The following is a 23228-nucleotide window of genomic DNA, read 5'->3' as shown; positions in this document are numbered from 1 at the left end:
TAGGTCGTGATTTATCACTACGAGCTTCTGCTTATATTTAGTAGTGATAGACTACATTTGCGATACGGTGACAAAAGGTACTCGTGTTGAAACACCGCTGAGTGCAATTTTGTGGATCATTTCATCTGGGGCTGTGCAGCAATCACTGAGAATACAAACATTGTACTGCTCCGCCGATTTAGATAGCGCAGTATGTGTTACACAGTTTTGTGTCATCATGCCGCAGATATATAAAGTATCGATATCTTTAGATTGGAGCAAACCGTTTAATGAAGTTTGCTCAAAGCTATCAGCGTAGGACTTTACGATATGGTGGCCGTTTTCTTGTGCTTGGCGTAGGCAATTATGAAGTTCGACACCGCGAGTGCCGGGATTGAAAAATGGTGCTTTTTCTTGTTCTGGATTAGCGATATGCTGGACATAAATGATCTCCATGCTTTGCTCTGCTGCTTTTTTGATAGCGCTGTTGATGTTTGCTAGTGTATTTTCGGTGTTCCATAACGGGAAAAGCCCTCCAGGAAAGTAATCATTTTGAATGTCGATCACCAATAGTGCACATTTGTTCATTTCTTTTACCTCGTTAGTTAATTTACAGAGGTATTGTGCTGGAGTTGTAACTTTGACTGCAGTGTCTAAAATGACATTTTTGAGTTTAAATTCGACAATACAGATGAAACTAATCAAAGTGGCGATTTGTCACTACCCTCATGTGATGAAGTCGGCTGTGTATGGTCTAGAAGAGCTGTTTTTTCTAGCTGATAGAATTTGTATCGAAGAGTCGCTGAATACCCGATTTACAACACATGTTGCCACCTTCACTAGCGCTGTAAAGGGGGATTACAATATTGTGTTATTACCGCCGAGTGTTAGTTCTGATTTTTATCTTACACCTGACCCTCAATTACTTGCTTGGTTAAATAAGCAACATCGACAAGGTGCTGTTATTGCTTCTGCTTGTGCGGGAGCATTTATACTCGCTGCCTCGGGGCTAAGTCATCAGCGTTTGCTTACTACGCATTGGGGGTTAACTGAGGAATTTAAACGGCACTTTCCTAACCAGCCTGTTGATACGCGTAAAATTTTAATAGATCACAATGATATTATGTCTGCTGGTGGCATGATGTCATGGCTTGATCTTGGATTAGAGCTAGTCAAAAAATACAGCGGTCACTTAGTTATGCGTAAGTTAGGCAAAACGCTAGTGGTAGATACTGCTCAGCGGGAGCAGAGCTACTATCATCAATTTCAACCGAATTTTCAACATGGTGATGATGCTGTGCAGCGAGCTCAGCAATACATTAATATCCATTATGGCCACAATATTTCAATTGCAGATCTGGCTGATATCGCCCTACTAACGCAAAGAACCCTACAGCGACGTTTTGCTAAGGTACTCGGACTCAATCCTAATCAATATTTGCAACGGTTTCGGGTGCAAAAAATGTGTGATTTATTAGAAAGCACGAGCAAACCATTTGATTGGATTGCGCACCAGGTAGGATACGAAGATACGACGGCCTGCCGTAAGGTGTTTAATAAGTATATGGGCTTAACGCCAAGCGAGTTTCGAAAACGTTTCTAGTTATTTGAACTTTACCTGAAGCAAAAATACTTAGCCCTGAGTAAATTGAAGATAATATGGAAAGCAGCAACAAGATTAAAGCGTTTTTAGACTTGCAGAGTTTCCGTGATTTAACGATTACTATATCTTGTATTTATCTAGGCGAAATAACTGCGGCTACGGAGCCGTTAAGTCGAGCTCCGAGTTGGGTGTCAGGATTATTACCCAAGGTGATTGTTATTGCTATGGTGACATCTATTGTAGATCTGCTACTACTGCCCCCTGTTAGCGATAGAGATATGGATAAGCCGTTAGATGAGCGGGAAAGTTGATTGCATTACCAGGGGGAAAATTTGCCTATTGGGTACTTTAGGTTGATGTGTGTATCTCGATTTTCCAGTATTCTGTTGAAGCGCAAAATTGGCCGCAAGCACTTCCATTTGAACTACTATTTGCACCACTTCATATTTTAGTGATTGCATTTCTGCTCGCTGAATTGGTCAGTTAAGGAAGGCTGCTCGTCAAAGATTGTTTGGGAGCTGTCTATGGCTGATTTACCAATAAAAAACAAAAGCAAAATGCTACGTTTTATGAGCGGAAGATGACACAAAAAGAACTTGCTAAGCGAATTGGGCGTTACGAAGCGAGCGGTTATGATCATTGAAGCTGTCAAGTATTCCCCTTCGTTTGAGGTCGCCTTTAGAATCGATCATCTATTTAATATCTATATTGCAGAGGTATGCGAATACCTGCCATGAGTTGCTAAAACATGCGCGATGTAACGGGGAGGTTACGTCACACTCTTTTGCTCCAGTGAGCATCGTTGTGTTTTTTGATTTAAATAGTTTAATAATCAGGCATTGTAATCTAGGCTTTAGGTAAATATATCGTTACTAACATCGATTGTGCCTATGTAATGAACGGAGTGTCATGCTATAAGGCCGATTGTCATAGACTTGCTCACGAGGTGCCATGGTTAAGCATTACATATCAGTGAATAACTTGATTGGCATGGCTACCTTGGTGTGGGGAGTGGTATTTACCCCTGCATATGCCAGTGAATGCAGCAAAACAGTTAATATCGGTGTTGTTGCAGATTGGCCACCGTTAACGGCTTTTGATCAGTTAGGGCCTTGGGGTCTGGATGTTGATATTGCTGAAATGGTGTTTCAACATGTCTCGATATGTACTAATTATATACGCTTGCCTTCAAGCGCTCGGACGTTTGAAGAAATGACAAAAGGGGTCATTGATGTTGCTGTGATGGTCAGCTATACCAAAGATAGGGAGCGCTACGGTGATTTTACCCTTCCCTACCGTTTTGAGCGAATGCGCTTATTCTCGTTGTCTCCTGCGATGGAAATTCCCAGTTTAGAGTCACTTGTCAAACAGACAAAAACGATTGGGTTAAGCATTGGCTCTTTCTATGGTCAAGAGCTTGCTACGTTAAAAAATGATACGCGCTACAAAGAACAGTTTGTTGGTATTGCTAGCGCGAAGCGCAGGATAGAAATGCTGATGAAGCGCCGAGTCGACTTTGTGGTTGATGATGTGATAACTGGTAGTTATTTTATTAATGAGCAGGGGTTAGACTCTGCAAAAGCTTGGCCGTACGTGGTACACGATAATCAAGTACATTTTTTGCTCAGAAATGGCGTTTTTAGCCCAAGATTAATCAGTAAAATTAACGATGCGATAGTGCAGTTAAAACCCAAAATAGAGCTATTAGTTAGTACCTACCAATCTAATCTCATCCTTGATACAACGACAGAACCCAACCAATTTACTCATCTGTTGCCAGTGCAGTCGCATTAACACCATTAATACTTGTTCAATTTGAAGGGGCAACTCTGACGCTAACTGCGTTAAAAGTTTCTTATTCAAACCTCAGCTTAACTAACTTCTTATCCTGAGTTTGGGCTACGTACTCTTCAATACTTTGGTGAATAACGTATATGGACGGTGCTTATCCATATACGTTAAAAGGTTATATGACTTTTACTTTGCGGATCCTCACAATAGCTATCATTAACATCAGCGCTACCACTGCGGTGCTTAAAGGCAACTTCCATGAACCACCTTGCGCTACCATGGTCTGTGGTTCAAATTTTGGAAAGTCAGCGATATCTTGGCGACTTACCTGTTTATCAAAAAACAAAAAGTCGTAAAAATAATGGCGAATTGTTTGGTGATAATCAGCTATTTGTTGTTGGTATTTGATTTGAAAGTTGCCACTGGTTTTGGCCAGTTCATTCAACGAAAGCTGAAAAAACAGTGCAGGAGATAGCACACTGAGCTTTTGTAACTGATTTTGACGAGCTGCATTACTGCGCCTATATGCTTCCACTTGATCTTGAACGGCAATGTCACTCATGTGTTGCTGGGCATAGTACCACTTCCAATCAAATGCTTCCCCCAGTGGTGCTGTATTACTCCATTTGCTCTCTTTAGCCACAAAAGCATCTAACGTTGCTTGCTTGTCTTGATCCCAGCCATCATTGAGTGTCATACGCAGCTGTAGCGTGATTTCAAGAGGCGCATCACTGTGGTACTGATTTGACAAATATAAGTGCACAGCCCCTGGTAACAATAGCGCTAATACCACCCAACTGCTGAGGTAAGTTAGGCTATTGAACACACTATTTTTACCGAAGCTCATGATAATGGCTGCCAGTGCAAACCAAAACACCATATACAGACTAGTTGCACCAAGTACTGTCCAGAAGAAAATATCGAAAGGTAAAGACAATAATAGTGCTGCACTGATCAGTAACAGGGCAACCATGAACCAGATCACAACAAATCGTAATGCAATTTGTTTTCCCACTAATGAAAATACACTACGAGGCATGGCATTGAGTAAGCGCCAGCGCCCAGCATGTTGCTCATCAGAAATGAGTGTGACAGTGAGTATCCCTATCACCAAAGGTAAAAAGTAAACCAATACAAACCCCAAATCTAAGCCACCAGCGCGCTGTTGGCTTGGATTGACGATTTCACGGTTATATATTTGACTCTGTAATGCGGTGGCGCGGATCTTCGCTGCGACCATTGAAGAGGAAGTTTCCCCCACAAATAATGCAGCCCATGGACTTAGCTGCCATTGTGTTGGTGCGCTGGCGTAATAAGCCAAAGAGCCAGGCTCAGGCAAAGCTTCACGGCTACTGACATGCTCGCGCTCTTTTTGAAATACCACTGTCGATTTATATTGGTCAATACGTATAGACTTGTATCCCAATGCACCTTGGTAGATAGCAAAAATACCAGATAGGAGAAACAGTACGAGTACTAGTTTATTAACCGTACCTGCAAACAAGCGCTTACATTCGAGTTTAAACAGCAGCATAAATTCTCCTTTGCATCTTGTTGGAATTTAAGAAAGTAAATAGCAGCACAACAACAATGAGTGGCAAAAACCAAGATAAGGAAAATACCTTGAGAGACCAACTTAAGCGTGGTGTGGCATAGGTAAATGCTTCAAATGTTTGCCAGTAGGATTTATCAACCCGTTGTGCCCTGTCGTTGTGGTGGTGGATTTCATGAGTGTGCAACTGATTGAGCTTTTGAATACGGGCATATCTGTGGGCTTCAGCTTGTTGCTCAAAGTCCAGAAAATGACGTGTATCGGTACGTGTTAATGCCATCGAAAAGTCTCGAACAAACAGGTATGGATTTAACCAGTAGAATTGACTGACAAATTGTTGCTGTGACTCAAACTTTTCTAGTTGTTGCTGATAATGCTTTTTGTAGATCTCAGCATTGAGCCTTTCTCCCTCTTGCATTACTAGCCCTTTGTAATTAATTGGCAGTTCTTCTACGGTTGATACGCCATATTTTTCCAGTGTATCTGCACGAAACTTACTAAAATAGGGATCATCTGGGTTATGACTGTTTCCGACTTTCCGGTTATCTAGTTTTACAGCAAGCTCGAAATCATTGCGCTTTTGATGTGGATATTGGTGATGTGCAAACTCAGCAAGCATTCTTGGCATAAGTATTGTGAGGATAAACCATATTGACGTAAGTAATACCAATGCTTGTTTTGGTGCCTTTACCGTACTTGATACAAGCAAGGTAATAGCTATCCAGAACAGGCAGTATACAAGGTAAAGCGCAAAGAGTAGTAGCAGTCTAATTGGGGCTTCCGATGAAAACTGAGCGCCCGTACTGGCAGCAAGACCGAGTGCGAGCACAAACACTGGCAAGATAAAAATAACAGACAAGCATAAATAACTCAGGCTTTTGCCTGCGATCAGTGCCCGAAATGGCACACCCATTGACATTAATTGCCGAAGAGTACCGCTTTTTTTCTCTCCACTAACACTTGCAAAGCCCAGTGCAATAATCAGCAACGGCCAGATCAGCAATAAAATATTGGCACTACTTAGCTCAGAAAAACGCAGTAATGTTCCTCCGTCCTGATCGGTGGCAAAATTGGCACTGTTTTGTTTATGTGCTTCTAAGAAGATACTGTCGCCTACCCAGGCATTAACACCTAGATCAAAGAAGCTAAGAGCGCTAGGTGGTCGAAATGCAAAGTGACCAAAATGCGCGACGCGATGTGGGTGCCGATCAGGTTGTGCATTCCATTGTTGCTCGACCAGCTGCTGCGCTTTGGTTTGCATATTCATGCTTTGTTGGTACTGCTGCCAACCAGTAAAAAGTGCAACAACCAGCAATAATTGGATCATCACAAATAATAACCATAAGACCGGACTTTTCCGCTTACTAGCCAACTCGTGACGACAAATTTGTATTATTTTATTATTCATAGACGGGACAATTCCTATTTAAAGACTAACTAGCTGCACGGATCGTCGCGGTTCCAGAGATAAGTTCGTGGTAAGTGGTTTCTAAACTACTTAGCGGTAGCTTTTTATTATCCAGTAGGGTCAGCAATTTTCCTTTATCCATAATGCCGATTTTATCTGCAAGCGTGTGTGCGCAATAAAAGTCATGAGTCACCATTAAAATAGCAGCTCCCTTATTTGCAAGCCTCTCGATGATGCGAATAAATTCAAGGGTTGCACTTGGATCTAGTCCTGAAGTAGGTTCATCTAATAACAGCACTTTTGCTTGGCGCATAATCGCAAACGCTATCCCTACTTTTTGTCTCATTCCTTTAGAGTAGTTTTTTAAAGACTGTTTTCTTGCCTGTTGTTCAAGCCCTGTTTCATCTAACGCCGCATGAATTTGGGTTTCACTGACAGTTAGCCCAGCAAGGCTTGCCAAGTATTTGAGGTTATCAATGGCATTAAACTCTTGATATAGGTTTACCTGCTCTGGTAGATACACCAACTTATCTTTGCTATTGGTATGCTGATTTACCTCCACACCATCAATCAGAGCCTGTCCACTATCGGGCTGTAAAAAGTTAAGAAAAATATTTAATGTTGTGCTTTTTCCCGCGCCGTTTGCACCCAACAAACACATGATCTCACCTTGCTCAACTTTAAAGCTCAGATCCGTGATCACCCGTTTTCCCGTAAAAGATTTTGTTAATTGTTTGGCTTCTAACACAAAAAACTCCCTGATGTGATTAAAACCACATGTGCAAAGTGATGCCTTGGGGGTAGGAATACAGAGCGCATGTGGTCAAATTGTAGAATGACATGTTTGGTTATAACATATCATCTTTTATCTAAATAGGAACAGTTTTTATTTGCTGCGTTAGCATATTGGTACCAGAAAGCTAGCCGTGCCCGCAAAAGCACCACCCTCTACACGGATCTGTGCATTTTTATAGTAAACAAGGTCGTTTGATAATTGTTTTTTGCAGTGTTTAGGAAAAAACCCCTCAAATTTGACGGCTTCAGTGGTATTGATGGTGCGTTTGAACTTAATGTCTAGATCTCTTAGGTAGACCTCTCCTACTTTTTCGGTTAGTTGGTTATCCCAACACCCATAAATAATACCGAGCTGAGAGATCCAAATCATGGCGCTTTGTGCGCTGAAATGAAAACGACCATCTCCTGGCATTTGAAAGTGCTCAACATTAACGCGCCCCTCAATATATCCAGGTTCCAACGACACGGAACTGAAAGACATGCGCTCTTCACGCCAGCCATTTTCAAGATAGTCTGACATATAGGCTCGTTGCTGCGCTTGAGTAAGTTGAATCATGGTTAACCCTTACTTTGATGTAGATGGATTGGTTGTTTGAATGTGGTTGTTAACTTGGTGTGCAGACATAAACATAGTGTTAAGTAAAGCCGTGCCGACACCGATTATGATCAGGCTATACCAAGCGAGATAGTCGTGATGAGCCGTGTAATCAAAGGCTGCCCCTACTACACTGCTACCAATGATTAACCCTGCACCTGCAAATAAATAGAAAAATCCGTAATGTGTTGCGACCGATTTATCTTGTGCAAGTAAAGATATTTGACTCATGATAAATGGGAAACTCACCATAGTGCCGAGTGTAAATACAGTCGCTAATAGACTAAGTGGTAAGTAATACAATATGCCCGATTGATAAGGCCAATCTACAAGCAAGGTGGCAAATGATAATCCCATTAGTGCAATACCTATACTGATCCACTGACTCGGTGACAACCAGCGTTCACATAAACGGGTGACCGGGAACTGAAAGCAGATTGAGATCAGCGCGCATAATGTTAATACCCAAGCGACTTCTTTTGTTGTACCTGACTGACTTACAATGTGAAGCGGGATCGCAAACGAAATCTGATTTATTAACATAAAATAGCCAGACATGATCAGTGAGAACAGAATAAACGGGCGATTACTCAACACACCTTGGATCATTGCCCGTACACCCGTGCTATCTGCGTTAGGTTGTGCGGTTTCTTGGTGTTTGGTTGTGGATTTATCGTTTAGTAATACAGTAAAAATGAGCGCAAAGAGTGCAAAAGGCAGTGCTGACACTATACACAAGGTATCAAAGCTAACACTTATCAACATCAGACCACAGACTGGGCCGAGTAATTCTCCCCCATTTCTGGCAACACCAACCAGCGCAAACATTTGCGCGCGACTCAGCTCGGTTTGCTTTGAAAAGTAAGACTGTGCAGCAGGAGTGAATAACGCCCCTGCAAACCCGGTTAAAAAGGCAGCTAAGAAAAGCAGTTCAACAATATGAGAAAACAAAAACAGACAAAAACCGAGTGCTCGTAGGAGACACCCGACGACAATAAGCTTTTTCACTCCAAATAAATCAGCCAATAATCCGCCAACTAAAAATAGCCCTTGTTGGCAAAACGAGCGTACACCTAAGACCAAGCCAACCAGTGTCGCGCTTAGTAATAGATCTTGTTTTAGGTAGCCTGCTAAAAATGGAATTAGCATGTAAAAGCCAAGGTTGAATATAAAGGCTGCAAACAGCATCCAGCGGTATTCACTGCTAAGTTTGAGGTAGGTGTTAAACATAGAGATCATAGCTAAATCGGTTTTTGTGCAATCAAAATAGAATGGAAATTGTCAGCATAGGTTTGAATTTTTAGTTTCAGTTGAAACGGTGCTAACCCTGATTCATCAACACTTGGATATAACAATGTCCGTAAATTGAATGCTGTTCTTACCACGAGTTGTGCGCCGGGGCGCATTTGCTCAAATAAATGAGTGATGATGCTGTTTTTAATTTGCTCATCACCGACCAAAGCGGCGAGCCAGATCACATCGTATTTCGCCAAATTCTGTTGTTGACAAATATCATTGTGAATGAAATTCATTTCGTTGCCACTGGCAAGAGCATCACAAACCTGTTTGCCTAACAATAAGTCATCTTGTTGAATATCTAGGTTATCAACCTGTAAGCCCGCCTGATGTAGTGCCAGCGAAGTAAGTGGCAACGCGCCTGAGCCCACCATTAGTACATGCTCTATGGGCTGCTCTGCTAAAGATTTGACGGCGTTTATCTCAAGCCCTGTCGCACGCTGATAGTGATTAAAATAAGGATACTCTTCAATCAGGAGTTGTTGAGCTGCGGTACTAGCCACAAGGCGTTGTGCCCAGTGCTGTTCATATAAACTGGATGCCATACTAAACAGATGTTGGATTTGTGGCTTCACTGCTTCTATTTTGGCTTGTGCTAACACTTGTGTGGCAAATTCACTGCCATGTTCGTTCGATAACAACCCTAAAAATTGGTCAAACGTAGCCATTGTTTGCGCATTTATCGTCAACGATTCCATACTGTGAATATGCTCATACATTGCCACAATTTGTGAAGCATGGTCTTCAACGTGATTCATTAAAGTCATAAGTAAGTCACTACTATACTGTTCCTATTTTATGTTATAACATAACTCACTGGTTATTTATGTGTAAACAAAATTATTTAAAAATTTTTATCTAAGTGAGAGGCTTAGTTAATTTAAAAACAAATAATTTACTATTTTCACAAGGCATCATGTTGAGAATTTTTGATGAAAGAAAATAAAAATAAGTCTCTTTATCATAAGTTTAGGGGGAGAGTATCTGCCCTAATACTCGTATTGTTGGTGGGGGTCACAGCTTGCTTTGCATTGTTTGGGGTGACAAAAGTACCTGCCAATACGCACACATCGCAAGCGGTTTTTCCTTTGGTATCAAGTGTACCCATAGCTGTTACTGATCATCAAGTAAGCTTGTCACTATCGGGAATATTAAAGCCCGCAGAGCAAACAGATGTTGCATTTGAAGTTTCAGGAAAGGTTGTATGGCTGCATGAGGCGTTTGTTGTTGGGGGAATAGTTAAAAAAGGGGAGGTGCTGGCGCGACTAGACCCGTTTGATTATCAGACCCAACTTTTAAACAAGCAGGCTGAATTGGCATTGGCACAATCACACTTATCTGAACAGTTAGCACTGGCAAAGGTTGCAAAAAAAGAGTGGGAAAATAACCCTCATGTTACAGAGCTTGCGCTGAGAGAGCCTCAAGTATCCAGTGCTAGAGCACATCTTAAAGCGGCTGAAGCTGGACTTGCTCAGGCACAAAAGAATCTAGCTAGAACAAAGTATTACGCACCCTATGATGCGTTAGTCACACGTCGTGATACTGGACTTGGGCAGGTGATTAACATCGGTCAGCAGCTCGGTATTGTGGTTAATCTGAGCTATGGAGAGCTGCACGTACCTATCGCTCAATTTGATTTGCCATTTTTGCCACCTTTGCCTGTATCTGAAGTGACAATTACAGCTGATGATATACAGCGTGTAGGCACACTAACACGCCATACAGGGCTATTAAGTGAGCGCACGAGAATGGCTTACTTTCTAATAAAAGTAGAAGATCCTTATGCCTTACACAGCACGTTACCCGCGATACACTTTGGTCAGTTCTTACAGGCACAAGTGCCTGGTAATATACTGAAAAATGTATTGAAAATTCCGCAGGAGTGGATAAAAAACGAAATGCTCTGGTTAGTGAGTCCAACGCAACAGCTAGTACAGTTTCCTGTTAATGTGCTACGCAGGGAGCACAATAGTGTATTGATAAGCGCACCACCGTATACCGACCACCAGCTGGTTACTCACTTACCTGACTATCCTCAAGCCGGCATGCAAGTTCGCACTAATACGGCGCATACGCAATTGGCTGTTAAAGGAGATGAATAATGGGTTCGCAAGGTAAACTCATTAGCTATTTTGTACACCACCCTGTCGCGGCTAATTTGTTAATGCTGTTTATTGTTTGTATGGGGCTATTGAGCTATCAAGGGATCCAACGACAAACCTTTCCGGTATCTGAAAATAATAAAATCGTCGTTACAGCCACGTTATTGGGTGCACCTGCTAACGAAATTGAAGAAAACATACTGGTCAAAATAGAGCAAGCACTACAGTCACAGGTTGGTATTAAGCGTCTCACTAGTTTTGCTTCAGCTTCCAGAGCAAAGATAGAAATTGAATTAGAAAATGACCAAGATTTGGCGTATCGCCTAGACGAAATCAAGATGAAATTAGATGCTATCGCGACATTTCCTACCGCTATGGAACCGTTGCAGATTGTTGAAAGTGCTCAGCGTCAACGGGCATTAAGTGTTGTGTTATCTGGAGCTGATGACCCACTTGAGCTGAAAAAGCTCGGAAACGAGTTTAAACAGGAGCTGCTGCAACTAGAGGGAATATCACATGTAGAGGTATCAGCACTCCCTGATTATGAGGTAGCCATTGAGCTGACTCCACTCAAACTACAAAAATACGCGCTGAGCCTATCTGAGGTCGTACAGGCAATTCAAATGAATGCAGATAACTTATCAGCGGGTCAAATAAAAACGGCTAGAGGTAATATTTACCTGCGACTAGCACAGCGTGGTTATCAGGGTAATGATCTGAAAAACATACCCATTATTACAGGACCGTTGGGGGAAATTGTTCGACTTGGCGATATTGCAATTATCAAAGATGGTTTTCAAGAAACGTTAGATGCGGGGCGCTTTAATGGCCAACAAGCAGTTTACATAATGGTGCTTGGCGAAAAGGCGCAATCGCTCACCGATGTTGTTGCGCAAGTAAAAGCTTACATTGACTTCAAACGACAAGCTTTGCCTGAACATCTTCAAGTGTACGAGTTTGTTGATGTCACAGTGTACCTTGATGGTCGACTATCCATGATGCTGAATAATCTTGCGCAAGGTGCCCTTTTGGTATTTATTGTTTTGGCCGTGTTTTTACGCACCAAACTGGCTGTGTGGGTGATGTTAGGTCTACCTGTTGCGATGCTTGGCGCATTTTGGTTAATGCCGATATTTGGTATCACTATGAATTTAGTTTCATTATTTGCGTTTATCATGGTGCTGGGCATAGTGGTGGATGATGCTATTGTGATTGGAGAGAGTATCTGTGAGCAGACTGAATTAAACGGCCATTCTCCAGCACAAGTGGTACAAGGTGCAAAAAAAGTGGCAATGCCAGCTACTTTCGGCGTGCTCACGACAGTCGCTATTTTTATGCCGTTTATGTTCAGTAGTGGGCCGAACTCCGGACAGTTTATTGCTATCGCAGGGGTTTGTATTTTGTGCTTATTATTTAGCTTGATCGAATCTAAGCTGATCTTGCCCGCTCATCTAGCCTCAGTTCAACTCGCGCCAAAACCAAAGACGCATTGGCGTCAACGCTTTAATGACCGTTTTTATTCCCTATTGCACCACTATTATGCGCCCCTTCTGAGACGCTGTATTCACTATCGTTATGCTGTGATAGTAGGTTTTGTTTGCCTGTTAGTATTTTCTATTTGCTTATTAGCCAGTGGTTTACTGCGCTTTACTGCGGTACCAAAAGTACCACACGATTACCCTTCAATTAATATTCAGATGGATCACGCTGTATCTGAGGCGCAAACGCTTGCTGCGGTTGAACAAATTGAAGCTCTCATCGTGCAAGTTGAGCAGGATATTCAAGCCGAGACGGGCAAACCTATGATGGACGCAATGTATACCCGTATTGACCACCTAAAAGAGGCTGAGGTAGTAGTACCTCTAGTAGCCGAAGCGTTACGTCCCTTTGATACGTTTGAGCTGGCAAAGCGCTGGCGAGCGCAATTACCAGATATACCAGGGGTGAAAAAGCTGACAATAGAGTCTGACGTAATTGATATTGCTGAGAAAAGTGATATTGAATACCGTTTATATGCCCCTGACGCAAGCACATTGTATGCTGCCAGTCGTGACTTTGTTGATAGGCTTAATGGGACCGCTGGTGTTTATGGGGTTTACTCATCATTAGATAGTGCGCAGCTTGAATATCAAATCCAGCTAAAGCCACTCGCATATCAGTTACAGCTCAGTGCAAAAGAGGTGACACGACAAGTTGCTGCTCATTTTTATGGTATTGAGGTGCAGCGAGTAATGCGTGAAGGCCAAGAAGTTGTATTTAAAGTACGCGGAACAAAAGCCCAGCGTCATCAATTGAGCGCCCTTGCCTATACACTGATTACTTTAGATAACGGCGAACAGGTCTTTTTTGGTGATATTGCCAACACAGTAGCGGTGCCTGGCTTATCAGACATCACTCGGGAGCAAGGTTATCAAGTCGCAACAATCAGCGCGGACGTTGATGAGCAGCATAATACAATTAGTAAGGTGGTCGAACAGATTGAATCACAACTTTTACCTGCACTCAGTCAAGCACACAGTGGGCTTACCACTCAGCCTGGAATAGCGCTTGAAGATCAGCGCCAAGAGCAAAGTGAGGTACTGACGTTTGGGCTGATTGGATTGTTGGTGGTTTACTGTTTATTGGCACTTCCTCTTAAAAGTTACCTTCAGCCAATAATCGTGATGTCTGTGATCCCCTTTGCTGCTGTGGGCGCATTGTGGGGGCATTACTTCCTTGGCTATAGCTTGAGTATGATGTCAGTCTTTGGCATCGTTGCTGCAGCTGGGGTGGTGATCAATGACTCTTTAGTCATGACCGATGTTGTGAACACGCAGAGATCCGTAGGTCAAAGTACTAAATCAGCGGTGCTCCAGGCTGGGATTGGTCGCTTTCGTGCCATTTTACTTACTTCATTGACAACCTTTCTGGGACTCGTCCCCATTATGTTTGAATCAAGCTTACAAGCTCAATTTGTGATCCCAACAGCGATTTCTTTGAGCTTTTCAGTATTATTTGCGACGGTTGTTACTTTAATAATGGTGCCGTGCTTGTACATGATGTTAGAAGATATTAAGCAGGTATTTCTCTATGGATTTAAAAAGTCTGTCGATGGCGCAGCTTAAGGACTCCAAGCTCTGCTTTTAGCGCATAAAAAAGCCCAAAATGTATTTGGGCTTGAGACTTAAAGGTCAGGCATGTGCCTTGTTGAAGTAAAAAGAGTGTGTCCAGTCAAGGGAGAGCGTGGACACACAAAATGGCGTTAATTAGAACTGATAAGACGTCGATAGCAGCACCTTACGAGGCTCACCAGGCTGTACCCACATCTGTGAATATGAATTAGTAAAATGCTCGCGGTCAAAGGCGTTATGTACCTGCGCTTTCACAGACCATCTGTCACTGATTGCATACTCTGCAAATAAATTGACTGTAACATAAGAAGGAAGGTAAAAATCGCTACCACGCTGGCCTAATCGCTCATCGACATATTGCGCACCAACACCTGCGGACAAAGTATTACCATACACGGTGTATTGCTGTCGTAATTGTATGCTCGCCGCATTTTCTGGAATATTAAGTAGATCATCACCCTTTCTGATGGCTACACCTAATCCTGTATCTATAGAATCTTTACTGACCTGCGCATCTAGATAGGTATACGAAAATTGAATTTGGGCATCAGCAGGCAATTGACCGATGATATCCAACTCAACCCCCTCACTTGTGGCTTCACCAATCGCCGCGCTATATCCAGGGTTTTGTACGTCCGCCACAATGATGTTGCTTTGTTCACTATCAAAGTATGTCAGTGTAATGTCGACATTGTTGTCTAATAATGACCACTTACTACCAACCTCTATTGATTCGCTTTGGTTTGGATCAAAGCCGTTTCCTAGATGATCAGTGCCAAAATTTAAGCGGTATCCTTCACCGTATGTTGAGTAGAGCGACCAGTTATCATTGAGCTGATACACCACACCCATTTGTGGGCTAAAGTGCTGTTCAGATTGATCTGCACTTTTCATGCTTATCTTGTCATCGGTGGTCTGTTTTAGCCAGTCGAAGCGACCACCAATACGAATTTGCAGTGCCTCAGTCAGAGCGATTTGATCTTGAATATAGATACCTGTCGCCCATTGATTTTGCTGGCGAATAATGACTGGGCTTGGGGTTGGTGAAGGATATTGACCATACACTGGTTGATGGATGTTAATCGCATACAACTGTGCATCGGTTGGGTTAGTACTTAAAGCGGGAGCTCGAGCAACGCGATAATCACGGTCGAATTCAAAACGGTCATAATCTACACCAACAATGATATGATGCTTAATTGACCCTGTCACTAAATCTCCAGCGAGTTCGAAGCGTGCAACATATTGATCGGTATCGTAAGCACGTTGGCGATGTTGGCGTGTCAGCGTTTGAAAATCACGATACAGTTTTTGTCTTGACGGTGAAATATCGGCATCGCTCGATAGACTATCTAATTCTGTTTGTCTAAAAGCCAGTGCAGAGCTCAGTTGCCAGTCATTATTTAAATCATATAGCCATTGCAGTTGATGACCGTGCACCATTGTCGTGGTGGGGCCATCTCCTGGCTCACCAAGAAAGCGCTCGATTGGCATAAAATCAAAGTTGCCATTGGGTGCTATGATCCCGCGGTCAAACGGGATCTCTTGCTCTGCATACTCAAAATCGTACTGCCAGCTTGAGTCTGAGCTTTGATCAAACACAAACGATGCCATCATCCCGTGTTTTTGGGTTTCGATGGTATCACGAAAGCTCTCCTCTTCTTCGTAGAAACCAATGAAGCGACCTGCGACTGAATCAGAAAATACAGTATTTATGTCACCTTCTATTCTACGGTGAGCCCTGCTGCCTGCGGTGAGCTCTATTTCACTAGATGATTGGAAAGTTGGCTTTTTGGTAACAAGGTTAATTGAACCTCCTGGCTCACCACGACCAAATAAAGCCGCTTTTGGTCCTTTTAATACCTCAACTCGCTCGATACCAGAAACATCTCTTGGCCCTGAGAATCCTCGTCCAGCATTAAAGCCATTGACTAAATAACCACTTGGGACGTTTTCATCACCAAAAAAGCCTCGGATAGCAAAGCTGTCCCAAAGGCCACCAAGGCTATTTTGGCGACTTACAGAGGCTGACATGTCCAGTACCTGTGTTAAATCTGTGATACCCGTTTGTGCCATCAACTCAGCGTCAAACTCGAATATAGCCTCGGGAGACATTAGATGGGTAAAATCACCACGATAGGCTTGGCGTTCACCTGTAACTTCAATGGTTTCGATGCCATTATCGGCAGATACTGAGAATGCTGCCAGTAAAGACACGGCAATCACACTTAAACGGCAAGTAGAGTGAAAGGGAGTCATTATCAATCCTTCATTATGATATAATATAACGTTTGTTTGTGGTGACTGTACCATGAATGAGGTCAAGTGTTAAGCAGTAATCAATGTCGCGTATTCGTGATATAAGTATTGTGTCATTGTTGCTAAAAATAGTAATAAATGTGGGAATTTTATACAGTAAAGCGCATCGCTCTTCACGAAGAGAATTAGTTGTTAAAGCGATAAGTTATCGCAAATACCTGCAAAATATCAGATTTTTAAATTTTTTTTGAGATTTTTTGTAATCCTTCAAAACCCCTTAGCTATCATGGGATTAACCTAGGTACAAACGTCAAAAAATTGGCTTTTTACAAAAAGTCAACCTTGAAGTCTCATCTTGATCACCCTAAGCTTTATTTTAATTGAACGGTCAATTAATAAAAGCTATGCCAAAAGTCGGAATGGAACCTGTTCGTCGTCAGCAGCTAATTGACGCCACGCTAGAGTCAGTTGCCGAGTTAGGATTACAAGCAACCACAATTAATAGTATCAGCAAAAGAGCGGGGCTCTCTTCGGGGATAATCAGCCACTATTTTGGTGGTAAACAAGGCTTAATTGAAGCAACCGTACGCTACTTATTAAACAGTCTAAAATATAGTTTGTTAGATAAAACCTATGGCGGTTGTAGTGCTGAACAGCGATTGATGTACATCGTGGAAGCTAACTTTGCCATGGTGCAGCAGCAGTCCAACACGACGCGTACTTGGTTAAGCTTTTGGGCCCAATCTATGCACGATAATGAATTACACCGACTACAGCACGTCAACAGTCGCCGATTGCAAAGTAACTTAGCAGTGTCATTGGCTGCTTTTATGCCAAGAGCTGAGGCAAAAGAAGCGGCAGAACTTGCCGCAGGCATGATTGACGGGCTATGGCTTAGAGCCGTATTAAGTAAAGCCGACCATCACGCGTTTCATCACAGCGAAACGCTCGCAAAACGCTACATTCAATCACTTATTAAGCAGTTTGGAGGATAATGTGACAGTCCCTGTATATCAAAATTTTATTCATGGCCAATTTTTGGCGAACCACTCAGGCGAAAAGTTTGCAGTAAAAAATCCAGCAACGGATGAAGTGATCTACGAAGTAGAAGTTGCTGATAGCCATATTCAGCAAGCTGCAATTGAAAGTGCCAAAGCAGGTTTTGCCCTTTGGTCGGCAATGACGCCAATTGAGCGCAGCCGCATCTTACATAAGGCTGTGTCGTTATTACGTGAGCGTAATGATGAACTTGCCAAAATTGAAGTGTTGGATACAGGTAAACCTTGGCAAGAGGCAGAATGTGTAGACATTCAAACTGGCGCTGACGTGATTGAATATTTTGCAGGGTTGGCACCCGCTCAGACTGGAAGCCAGCAACCTGTCGGCGGTGATTTTTTCTATACTCGTAAAGAACCATTAGGTATCTGTGCCGGCATCGGAGCGTGGAACTATCCGCTGCAAATTGCATGCTGGAAGTCAGGCCCTGCGCTGGCAGCTGGTAATGCACTGATCTTTAAACCGTCTGAAGAAACGCCGCTTGGCGCGGTAAAGTTGGCTGAAATATTTATCGAAGCAGGTGTCCCTGCGGGCGTATTCAATGTAGTGCAAGGTGCCGCTGAAGTGGGTCAATGGCTCACAACACACCCTGATATTGAAAAAGTCTCTTTTACCGGTGAAGTTGGCACGGGTAAAAAAGTCATGCAAAGCGCATCGAGCAACTTAAAAGAAGTGACCATGGAGCTTGGTGGTAAATCTCCTCTTATCATCTTCGAAGATGCGGATATCTCTCAAGCAATAAGTGCGGCAATGTTGGGCAACTTCTACACTCAAGGTGAAGTGTGTACTAACTGCACGCGCGTATTTGTACATCGCAGTGTATATGATGCCTTCTTGGCAGAGCTAAAACAGCGCACTGAGCAAAATATCATTGCCGGTGATCCACTCGATCCAAACGTTAACCTTGGTGCGTTAATCTCAAAACAACACCAAACCTTGGTGATGGACTATATCGCAAAAGGTAAAGCCGAAGGGGCAACTGTACTGACAGGCGGTGAAGCCATCAGTCCTGCATCTGCACCAAACGGCTACTTTGTTGCGCCGACGATATTTATCGACTGTCATGATGAGATGACTATTGTGAAAGAAGAAATCTTTGGTCCAGTGATGTCTGTATTGGTATTCGATGACGAGGAAGAAGTCATTCAGCGTGCGAACAACACCCACTTAGGTCTGGCTGCGGGTGTATTTAGTAAAGATATTAAACGTGCACACCGTGTGATCCACCAGCTAGAGGCTGGTATTTGTTGGATCAATAGCTATGGTAACTCGCCCGCTGAAATGCCAGTTGGTGGCTATAAGCAGTCTGGGATCGGTCGTGAAAATGGCGTAGAGACACTAGACCAATATACCCAGACAAAATCTGTGTATGTAGGTATGAGTGATATTGAAAGCCCATTTTAATCGAGGAGTACTATGACTGATTTTGATTATATTATCGTAGGTGCGGGTTCTGCCGGTTGTGTGCTTGCAAACCGATTGTCAGAAAACCCCGCGCACAAAGTATTGTTACTCGAAACGGGTGGTAGTGATAAGAGCATTTTTATTCAGATGCCAACCGCGCTATCTATTCCAATGAATACCGATAAATATGCTTGGCAGTTCCATACAGAGCCTGAACCGCATTTAGACAACCGCGTTATGCATTGCCCTCGCGGCAAGGTGCTTGGCGGCTCATCGTCAATCAATGGCATGGTGTATGTGCGTGGTCACGCAAAAGATTTTGATGAGTGGCAAGACCACGGTGCACAAGGCTGGGATTATCAGGCTTGCTTACCTTATTTCAAGCGCGCTGAGTCTTGGTATTTAGGTGGCGATCAGTACCGTGGTGAACAAGGTCCGCTTGGCACCAATAATGGTAATGAAATGGCAAATCCGCTCTATCGCGCGTTTATCAGTGCAGGAGAGCAAGCAGGTTATGCCTTTACCAAAGACTACAATGGTAAGCAGCAAGAAGGTTTTGGCCCAATGCACATGACCGTCAAAGACGGTAAACGCTGCTCATCAAGCAGAGCTTATTTGGACCCTATCAAGCATCGTAGCAATCTGACGATTGTAACGGGAGCACTGGTACAAAAAGTGTTGCTAGAGGAAAAAGTTGCAACGGGTGTCGAATATAGCGTGAAGGGCAGCCTGAAAACCGCGAATGCGGCGAAGGAAGTGATCTTGAGCGCAGGTTCAATTGGCTCACCACATTTACTACAACTATCTGGCATTGGTGATAAAGACGCGTTGACTGCCGCAGGCGTTGAAGTGAAACATCACTTACCAGGTGTGGGTAAAAACCTACAAGATCACCTAGAATTCTATTTTCAATATAAGTGTAAGCAGCCGATCACCTTAAATGGTAAGTTGGGACTGATTTCTAAAGGCTTAATTGGTGCCAGGTGGTTGCTTGATAAGTCAGGTCTAGGTGCAACTAACCACTTTGAATCTTGTGCCTTTATTCGTTCGAAAGCGGGCGTTGAGTGGCCGGATCTTCAGTACCACTTTTTACCTGCTGCTATTCGCTATGATGGAAAAAGTGCATTTGATGGTCATGGTTTTCAAGTTCATGTTGGCCACAATAAACCAAAGAGCCGTGGTGAAGTCACGATTAAATCGGCGGATCCAAGGGTTGCACCGAAAATACAGTTTAACTATTTAGCTGAGCAGGAGGATATCGAAGGCTTTAGAGCTTGTGTTAGGTTGACTCGTGAAATCATTGAGCAAAGTGCATTTGATGATTTTAGACAAAGCGAGATCCAACCTGGTGAGCATATCCAAACCGATGAAGAGATTGATGCCTTTGTGCGTCAAGCGGTAGAAAGTGCCTACCACCCTTCTTGTTCATGCAAAATGGGAGAAGATGAAATGGCCGTTGTAGACTCGCAAACTCGCGTTCACGGTGTACAGGGTTTACGCGTTGTCGACTCTTCTATTTTCCCCACAATCCCCAACGGTAACCTCAATGCGCCAACCATTATGGTTGCGGAAAAGGCTGCGGATATGATCCTTGATAATCCGCCATTAGCCCTTGAGGAAGCAGAGGTTGTCATGACACAAAACTGGCAACAAGTTCAACGTAGTTCGGAGATGTAGTTTCGCCACTCGTATGGGAAAGTTCGTGCCCCATATGAGGCCTGCAGTGGCATACAGTGCAAGTAGTTTGCACTGTATTAATGCGGGAATAACGTACATAAAAACAACGGAGAAAAAAATGAGTTACTTCTATCTATTTTGGGAGGGTGACAATGACAGTATGGCTTAGTGCAGGCATCATTTTCACCCTATTAGCAGTCGCCTTTATCTTATTAAAATGGGGAAATGTTCAGTGCGTTGGTGTTACACCAGTTAAAACGTTCACTTTTATTGCTATTTTATTTACTTCTGGCCTCGATGTTGGCCTGATCATGTTTCCGCTTACGGAGTTTGCGGGTTACGCAGACATAAAAGCAAGCCCAGAGTACGCATTTACAAATCCTCTGGCCATAGAGTTTGGCTTTTGGGGGTTTTTAATCTGGGGGTTCTACTTTCTTACGTGTTTTTATTTCTGCGTAATAGAGCCCAAAGTGAAGTTCTTTGAAATTCCTTGGGTTAAATTCATTAATAACATCGTTATTATTGGAACTTGCGCGTTTACCGCTTTCTTATTATTGTCTAATCTACCTTGGTATTTACCTAGCTTAGGAGATGGCGAGTCAATTATTCCGAGTTTCTATTTAATCGTGTTTGCAGCGATCGCCTTTGCCGTTTACTCAAGTACCAGCCTTAAATACGTGCGCTTTTTAAGCATCACGACGACCTGGGTATTTATTGGCCTGATCGCCTTTATGTGGGCATCAGCGTTTGTTTTTGGTGACAGTGCAATGTCGAGTTATACCAATAATCTGGCGCTCATCGGTGGATACTTTGCCAATATTGATCAGTTCATATTACCACTTAATGATTATCATGAATTTTATCTATTTTGGTGGTTTGCTTGGAGTATCATGATAGGGCAATTTACATCACGTTTTGTTGGCGGCTTGAAGACGTATCAAGTGTTGGCGGCGATGCTTATATTCCCTTCTATCCCTATCGCAGCATGGTTTAGTGTGCTTTATCACTATCATGAGGCTGGGATCCCAACTGCTGGCATTAAGAACTTTGCAATGGTGTTTGTGGGTATCGTGTTTGTGATCAACTCACTTGACTCGCTGATCCGTTTATATACTGATAATTTGAATTTAACAGTTAGTCGCCTTGGTAAAAGGAACTATATTTTACTTAACATAGTTGCACTATCGCTGCTTACCTTGTTATTTAAACTAAACTTTTTGCAGATCCAATGGGTTGGTGCGCTGGTCATTGGCTTGTTCTTCTCGTGTTTTGCGTACATTGCTTATAGCAAATTCAAAACCGTGAGCAAGATTGATAGCTCACCAAAAGACAACCTTATCGACTTTAGAAAAATTGAATCTGTAAATTAGGGATACAACGATATGACAACTTTAAAGAAAACGCTTTGTGCAATACCACTTGTATTTGCATCCAATTGTGCACTGGCTGATTGGTCAGCAACACTAACAGGTGTGTCTGATTATACTTTTAACGGTGTGAGTCAAACTCAGAACGACCCTGCGCTACAAGGCAGCATTGATAAAGCGTTTGCCAACGGTGTATATGCTGGAAGCTGGGCGTCTAATGTCGATTTTGGTGGTGACACTGATGTAGAGTGGGATTTTTATGTTGGTCGCTTCGTCGAGTTGAACCAAAGCTGGAGTGTTGATTATGGCATTGCCTATTACTCATATCATGGTGGTGATGATTCGAGTGACGGCAACTATCCTGAGATTTACACAAAATTTGGTTACAGCAGTGAGTTTGGCCAAACAGAATTTAACTTTTGGTATAGCTGGGATTACTTTGGTACTGAGGCGGGTCATACTATTGCGATGGTGGCGCATACTTTTGAAATTGCACCAGGCCATGCGTTAAGAGCTAGCTTTGATGTGTCCAACTCCCTTGATGGAGATAAGTATAGTTGGGATGGCACTGGTAAGTCATACAACCATTATCGATTAGCTTATCAAACGGCATTGCAAGGTTTTAACATTGAAGTAGCAGCAGAGAATACCAGCCTAGACTGGGATACCGCTGACGAGCGTATCGTTTTGTCCTTATCAAGGACCTTCGATTTATAAGGCTTTGTAAGCGTCACTTGATGATGACCGAAATACCAGCCTAATTTAGGCTGGTATTTTTTTTGGCTATCGACACGGTTTTCTCGCCTCAAAATAGACCACTTAATTAAGATAATTGGTATAAGTAACTGGTATGACTAAAAGAGTGACGGGAAAGTTGGCTGGATTTTTTGGTGTAGTGGAAAAGTGAAGTGCAGAAAACGATATTGTTTATTTAATGTTAAATATTGTTTTACAAACATTGTTAAATTGTGTAACTTTATTGGTGACTGTACAACTGGGTAATAAATCCGAGTGGAGTCACTTAGTTAGGTGGTGAGATGTGCGCCCCTGATTGCTTGTTTCGACATACTGAGAACAATATATTGAACATTTTTATTAATCAAGTTGTACCATTCTCCCAATTTGCCGCGACCAGATAAACGGACGTGCTGTTGCGGCAAATTATTTCTCGATCGTTGACTAGGTAACCTAAGCTTAGGAGAATTAATGTCTTACTAGGTCTTGGTGCTGGCGC

The 23228-nt window shown here is 42.8% G+C and carries 19 protein-coding genes; 11 read left to right on the top strand and 8 right to left on the bottom strand.

Translation table 11 applies throughout. The features are described from left to right. Positions 1 to 51: 51 nt before the first annotated feature. Positions 52 to 567 carry a cysteine hydrolase family protein gene (locus F9Y84_RS16600; protein ID WP_147389156.1) on the bottom strand — a complete coding sequence of 172 codons (516 nt, stop codon included), beginning with the start codon at positions 565 to 567 and terminating at the stop codon, positions 52 to 54. Positions 568 to 670: 103 nt separating this feature from the next. Here F9Y84_RS16600 and F9Y84_RS16595 point away from each other — a divergent pair, with 103 nt between their 5' ends. The 4 genes from F9Y84_RS16595 to F9Y84_RS16585 all read left to right on the top strand — a co-directional run bounded on the left by F9Y84_RS16595 (position 671) and on the right by F9Y84_RS16585 (position 3376). Continuing rightward, positions 671 to 1582 (top strand): GlxA family transcriptional regulator, encoded by a 912-nt coding sequence (locus F9Y84_RS16595; protein WP_147389157.1) that lies wholly within the window; start codon positions 671 to 673, stop codon positions 1580 to 1582. Positions 1583 to 1638: 56 nt separating this feature from the next. Continuing rightward, a complete protein-coding gene (locus tag F9Y84_RS22280; RefSeq protein WP_225740824.1) occupies positions 1639 to 1893 on the top strand; it encodes a hypothetical protein in 255 nt (84 codons plus the stop codon). A gap of 47 nt (positions 1894 to 1940) precedes the next feature. Next, on the top strand, positions 1941 to 2069 hold the full coding sequence (locus F9Y84_RS22485) for a hypothetical protein (protein WP_263972642.1): 129 nt from the start codon (positions 1941 to 1943) through the stop codon (positions 2067 to 2069). A 464-nt stretch (positions 2070 to 2533) separates the two neighbouring features. Next, positions 2534 to 3376, top strand: a complete 843-nt coding sequence (locus F9Y84_RS16585) for a substrate-binding periplasmic protein (protein WP_147389158.1) — start codon at positions 2534 to 2536, stop codon at positions 3374 to 3376. A gap of 172 nt (positions 3377 to 3548) precedes the next feature. On the opposite strand, the gene F9Y84_RS16580 is transcribed toward F9Y84_RS16585, so the two are convergent. The 6 genes from F9Y84_RS16580 to F9Y84_RS16555 all read right to left on the bottom strand — a co-directional run bounded on the left by F9Y84_RS16580 (position 3549) and on the right by F9Y84_RS16555 (position 9786). Further along, entirely contained in the window at positions 3549 to 4907 is a 1359-nt protein-coding gene (locus F9Y84_RS16580) for a DUF3526 domain-containing protein (protein WP_147389159.1), read from the bottom strand. Beyond that, on the bottom strand, positions 4894 to 6333 hold the full coding sequence (locus tag F9Y84_RS16575) for an ABC transporter permease (RefSeq protein ID WP_147389160.1): 1440 nt from the start codon (positions 6331 to 6333) through the stop codon (positions 4894 to 4896). Before F9Y84_RS16575 ends, F9Y84_RS16580 begins: the two co-directional genes overlap by 14 nt. Positions 6334 to 6358: 25 nt before the next feature. After that, positions 6359 to 7081 carry an ABC transporter ATP-binding protein gene (locus F9Y84_RS16570; protein WP_125251268.1) on the bottom strand — a complete coding sequence of 241 codons (723 nt, stop codon included), beginning with the start codon at positions 7079 to 7081 and terminating at the stop codon, positions 6359 to 6361. A gap of 150 nt (positions 7082 to 7231) precedes the next feature. Beyond that, on the bottom strand, positions 7232 to 7684 hold the full coding sequence (locus F9Y84_RS16565) for a hypothetical protein (RefSeq protein WP_125251267.1): 453 nt from the start codon (positions 7682 to 7684) through the stop codon (positions 7232 to 7234). 9 nt (positions 7685 to 7693) lie between these two features. Next, positions 7694 to 8953: an MDR family MFS transporter gene (locus F9Y84_RS16560; RefSeq protein WP_225740825.1), complete on the bottom strand. Its 1260-nt coding sequence runs from the start codon at positions 8951 to 8953 to the stop codon at positions 7694 to 7696. An 11-nt stretch (positions 8954 to 8964) separates the two neighbouring features. After that, a complete protein-coding gene (locus tag F9Y84_RS16555; protein ID WP_147389162.1) occupies positions 8965 to 9786 on the bottom strand; it encodes a nicotianamine synthase family protein in 822 nt (273 codons plus the stop codon). Between the two features lie 165 nt (positions 9787 to 9951). Here F9Y84_RS16555 and F9Y84_RS16550 point away from each other — a divergent pair, with 165 nt between their 5' ends. Then, a complete protein-coding gene (locus tag F9Y84_RS16550; protein WP_147389163.1) occupies positions 9952 to 11121 on the top strand; it encodes an efflux RND transporter periplasmic adaptor subunit in 1170 nt (389 codons plus the stop codon). Next, a complete protein-coding gene (locus tag F9Y84_RS16545; RefSeq protein WP_147389164.1) occupies positions 11121 to 14225 on the top strand; it encodes an efflux RND transporter permease subunit in 3105 nt (1034 codons plus the stop codon). The genes F9Y84_RS16550 and F9Y84_RS16545 overlap by 1 nt, the downstream gene beginning before the upstream one ends. A gap of 141 nt (positions 14226 to 14366) precedes the next feature. Here F9Y84_RS16545 and F9Y84_RS16540 read toward each other — a convergent pair whose 3' ends face one another. Next, complete coding sequence (locus F9Y84_RS16540) at positions 14367 to 16490, bottom strand: TonB-dependent siderophore receptor (RefSeq protein WP_147389165.1); 2124 nt, start codon at positions 16488 to 16490, stop codon at positions 14367 to 14369. Positions 16491 to 16894: 404 nt separating this feature from the next. Here F9Y84_RS16540 and betI point away from each other — a divergent pair, with 404 nt between their 5' ends. The 5 genes from betI (at position 16895) to F9Y84_RS16515 (ending at position 22711) form a co-directional block, all read left to right on the top strand. Then, positions 16895 to 17485, top strand: coding sequence for a transcriptional regulator BetI (gene betI / locus F9Y84_RS16535; RefSeq protein WP_147389166.1), 591 nt, complete (start codon positions 16895 to 16897; stop codon positions 17483 to 17485). 1 nt (position 17486) lies between these two features. Further along, entirely contained in the window at positions 17487 to 18950 is a 1464-nt protein-coding gene (betB, locus tag F9Y84_RS16530) for a betaine-aldehyde dehydrogenase (RefSeq protein WP_147389167.1), read from the top strand. Positions 18951 to 18962: 12 nt separating this feature from the next. Beyond that, a complete protein-coding gene (betA, locus tag F9Y84_RS16525) occupies positions 18963 to 20627 on the top strand; it encodes a choline dehydrogenase (protein WP_147389168.1) in 1665 nt (554 codons plus the stop codon). Positions 20628 to 20779: 152 nt separating this feature from the next. Beyond that, on the top strand, positions 20780 to 21997 hold the full coding sequence (locus F9Y84_RS16520; protein ID WP_128730428.1) for a BCCT family transporter: 1218 nt from the start codon (positions 20780 to 20782) through the stop codon (positions 21995 to 21997). Between the two features lie 12 nt (positions 21998 to 22009). Next, positions 22010 to 22711: a TorF family putative porin gene (locus tag F9Y84_RS16515; RefSeq protein ID WP_128730426.1), complete on the top strand. Its 702-nt coding sequence runs from the start codon at positions 22010 to 22012 to the stop codon at positions 22709 to 22711. The last annotated feature ends 517 nt before the right edge of the window (positions 22712 to 23228 follow it).

It is taken from the genome of Pseudoalteromonas peptidolytica (assembly GCF_012641745.1).
Taxonomy (GTDB): Bacteria; Pseudomonadota; Gammaproteobacteria; order Enterobacterales; family Alteromonadaceae; genus Pseudoalteromonas; species Pseudoalteromonas peptidolytica.
The sequence above is the reverse complement of the archived record's forward strand: the minus strand, read 5'-3'. Positions and strand labels throughout refer to the sequence as shown.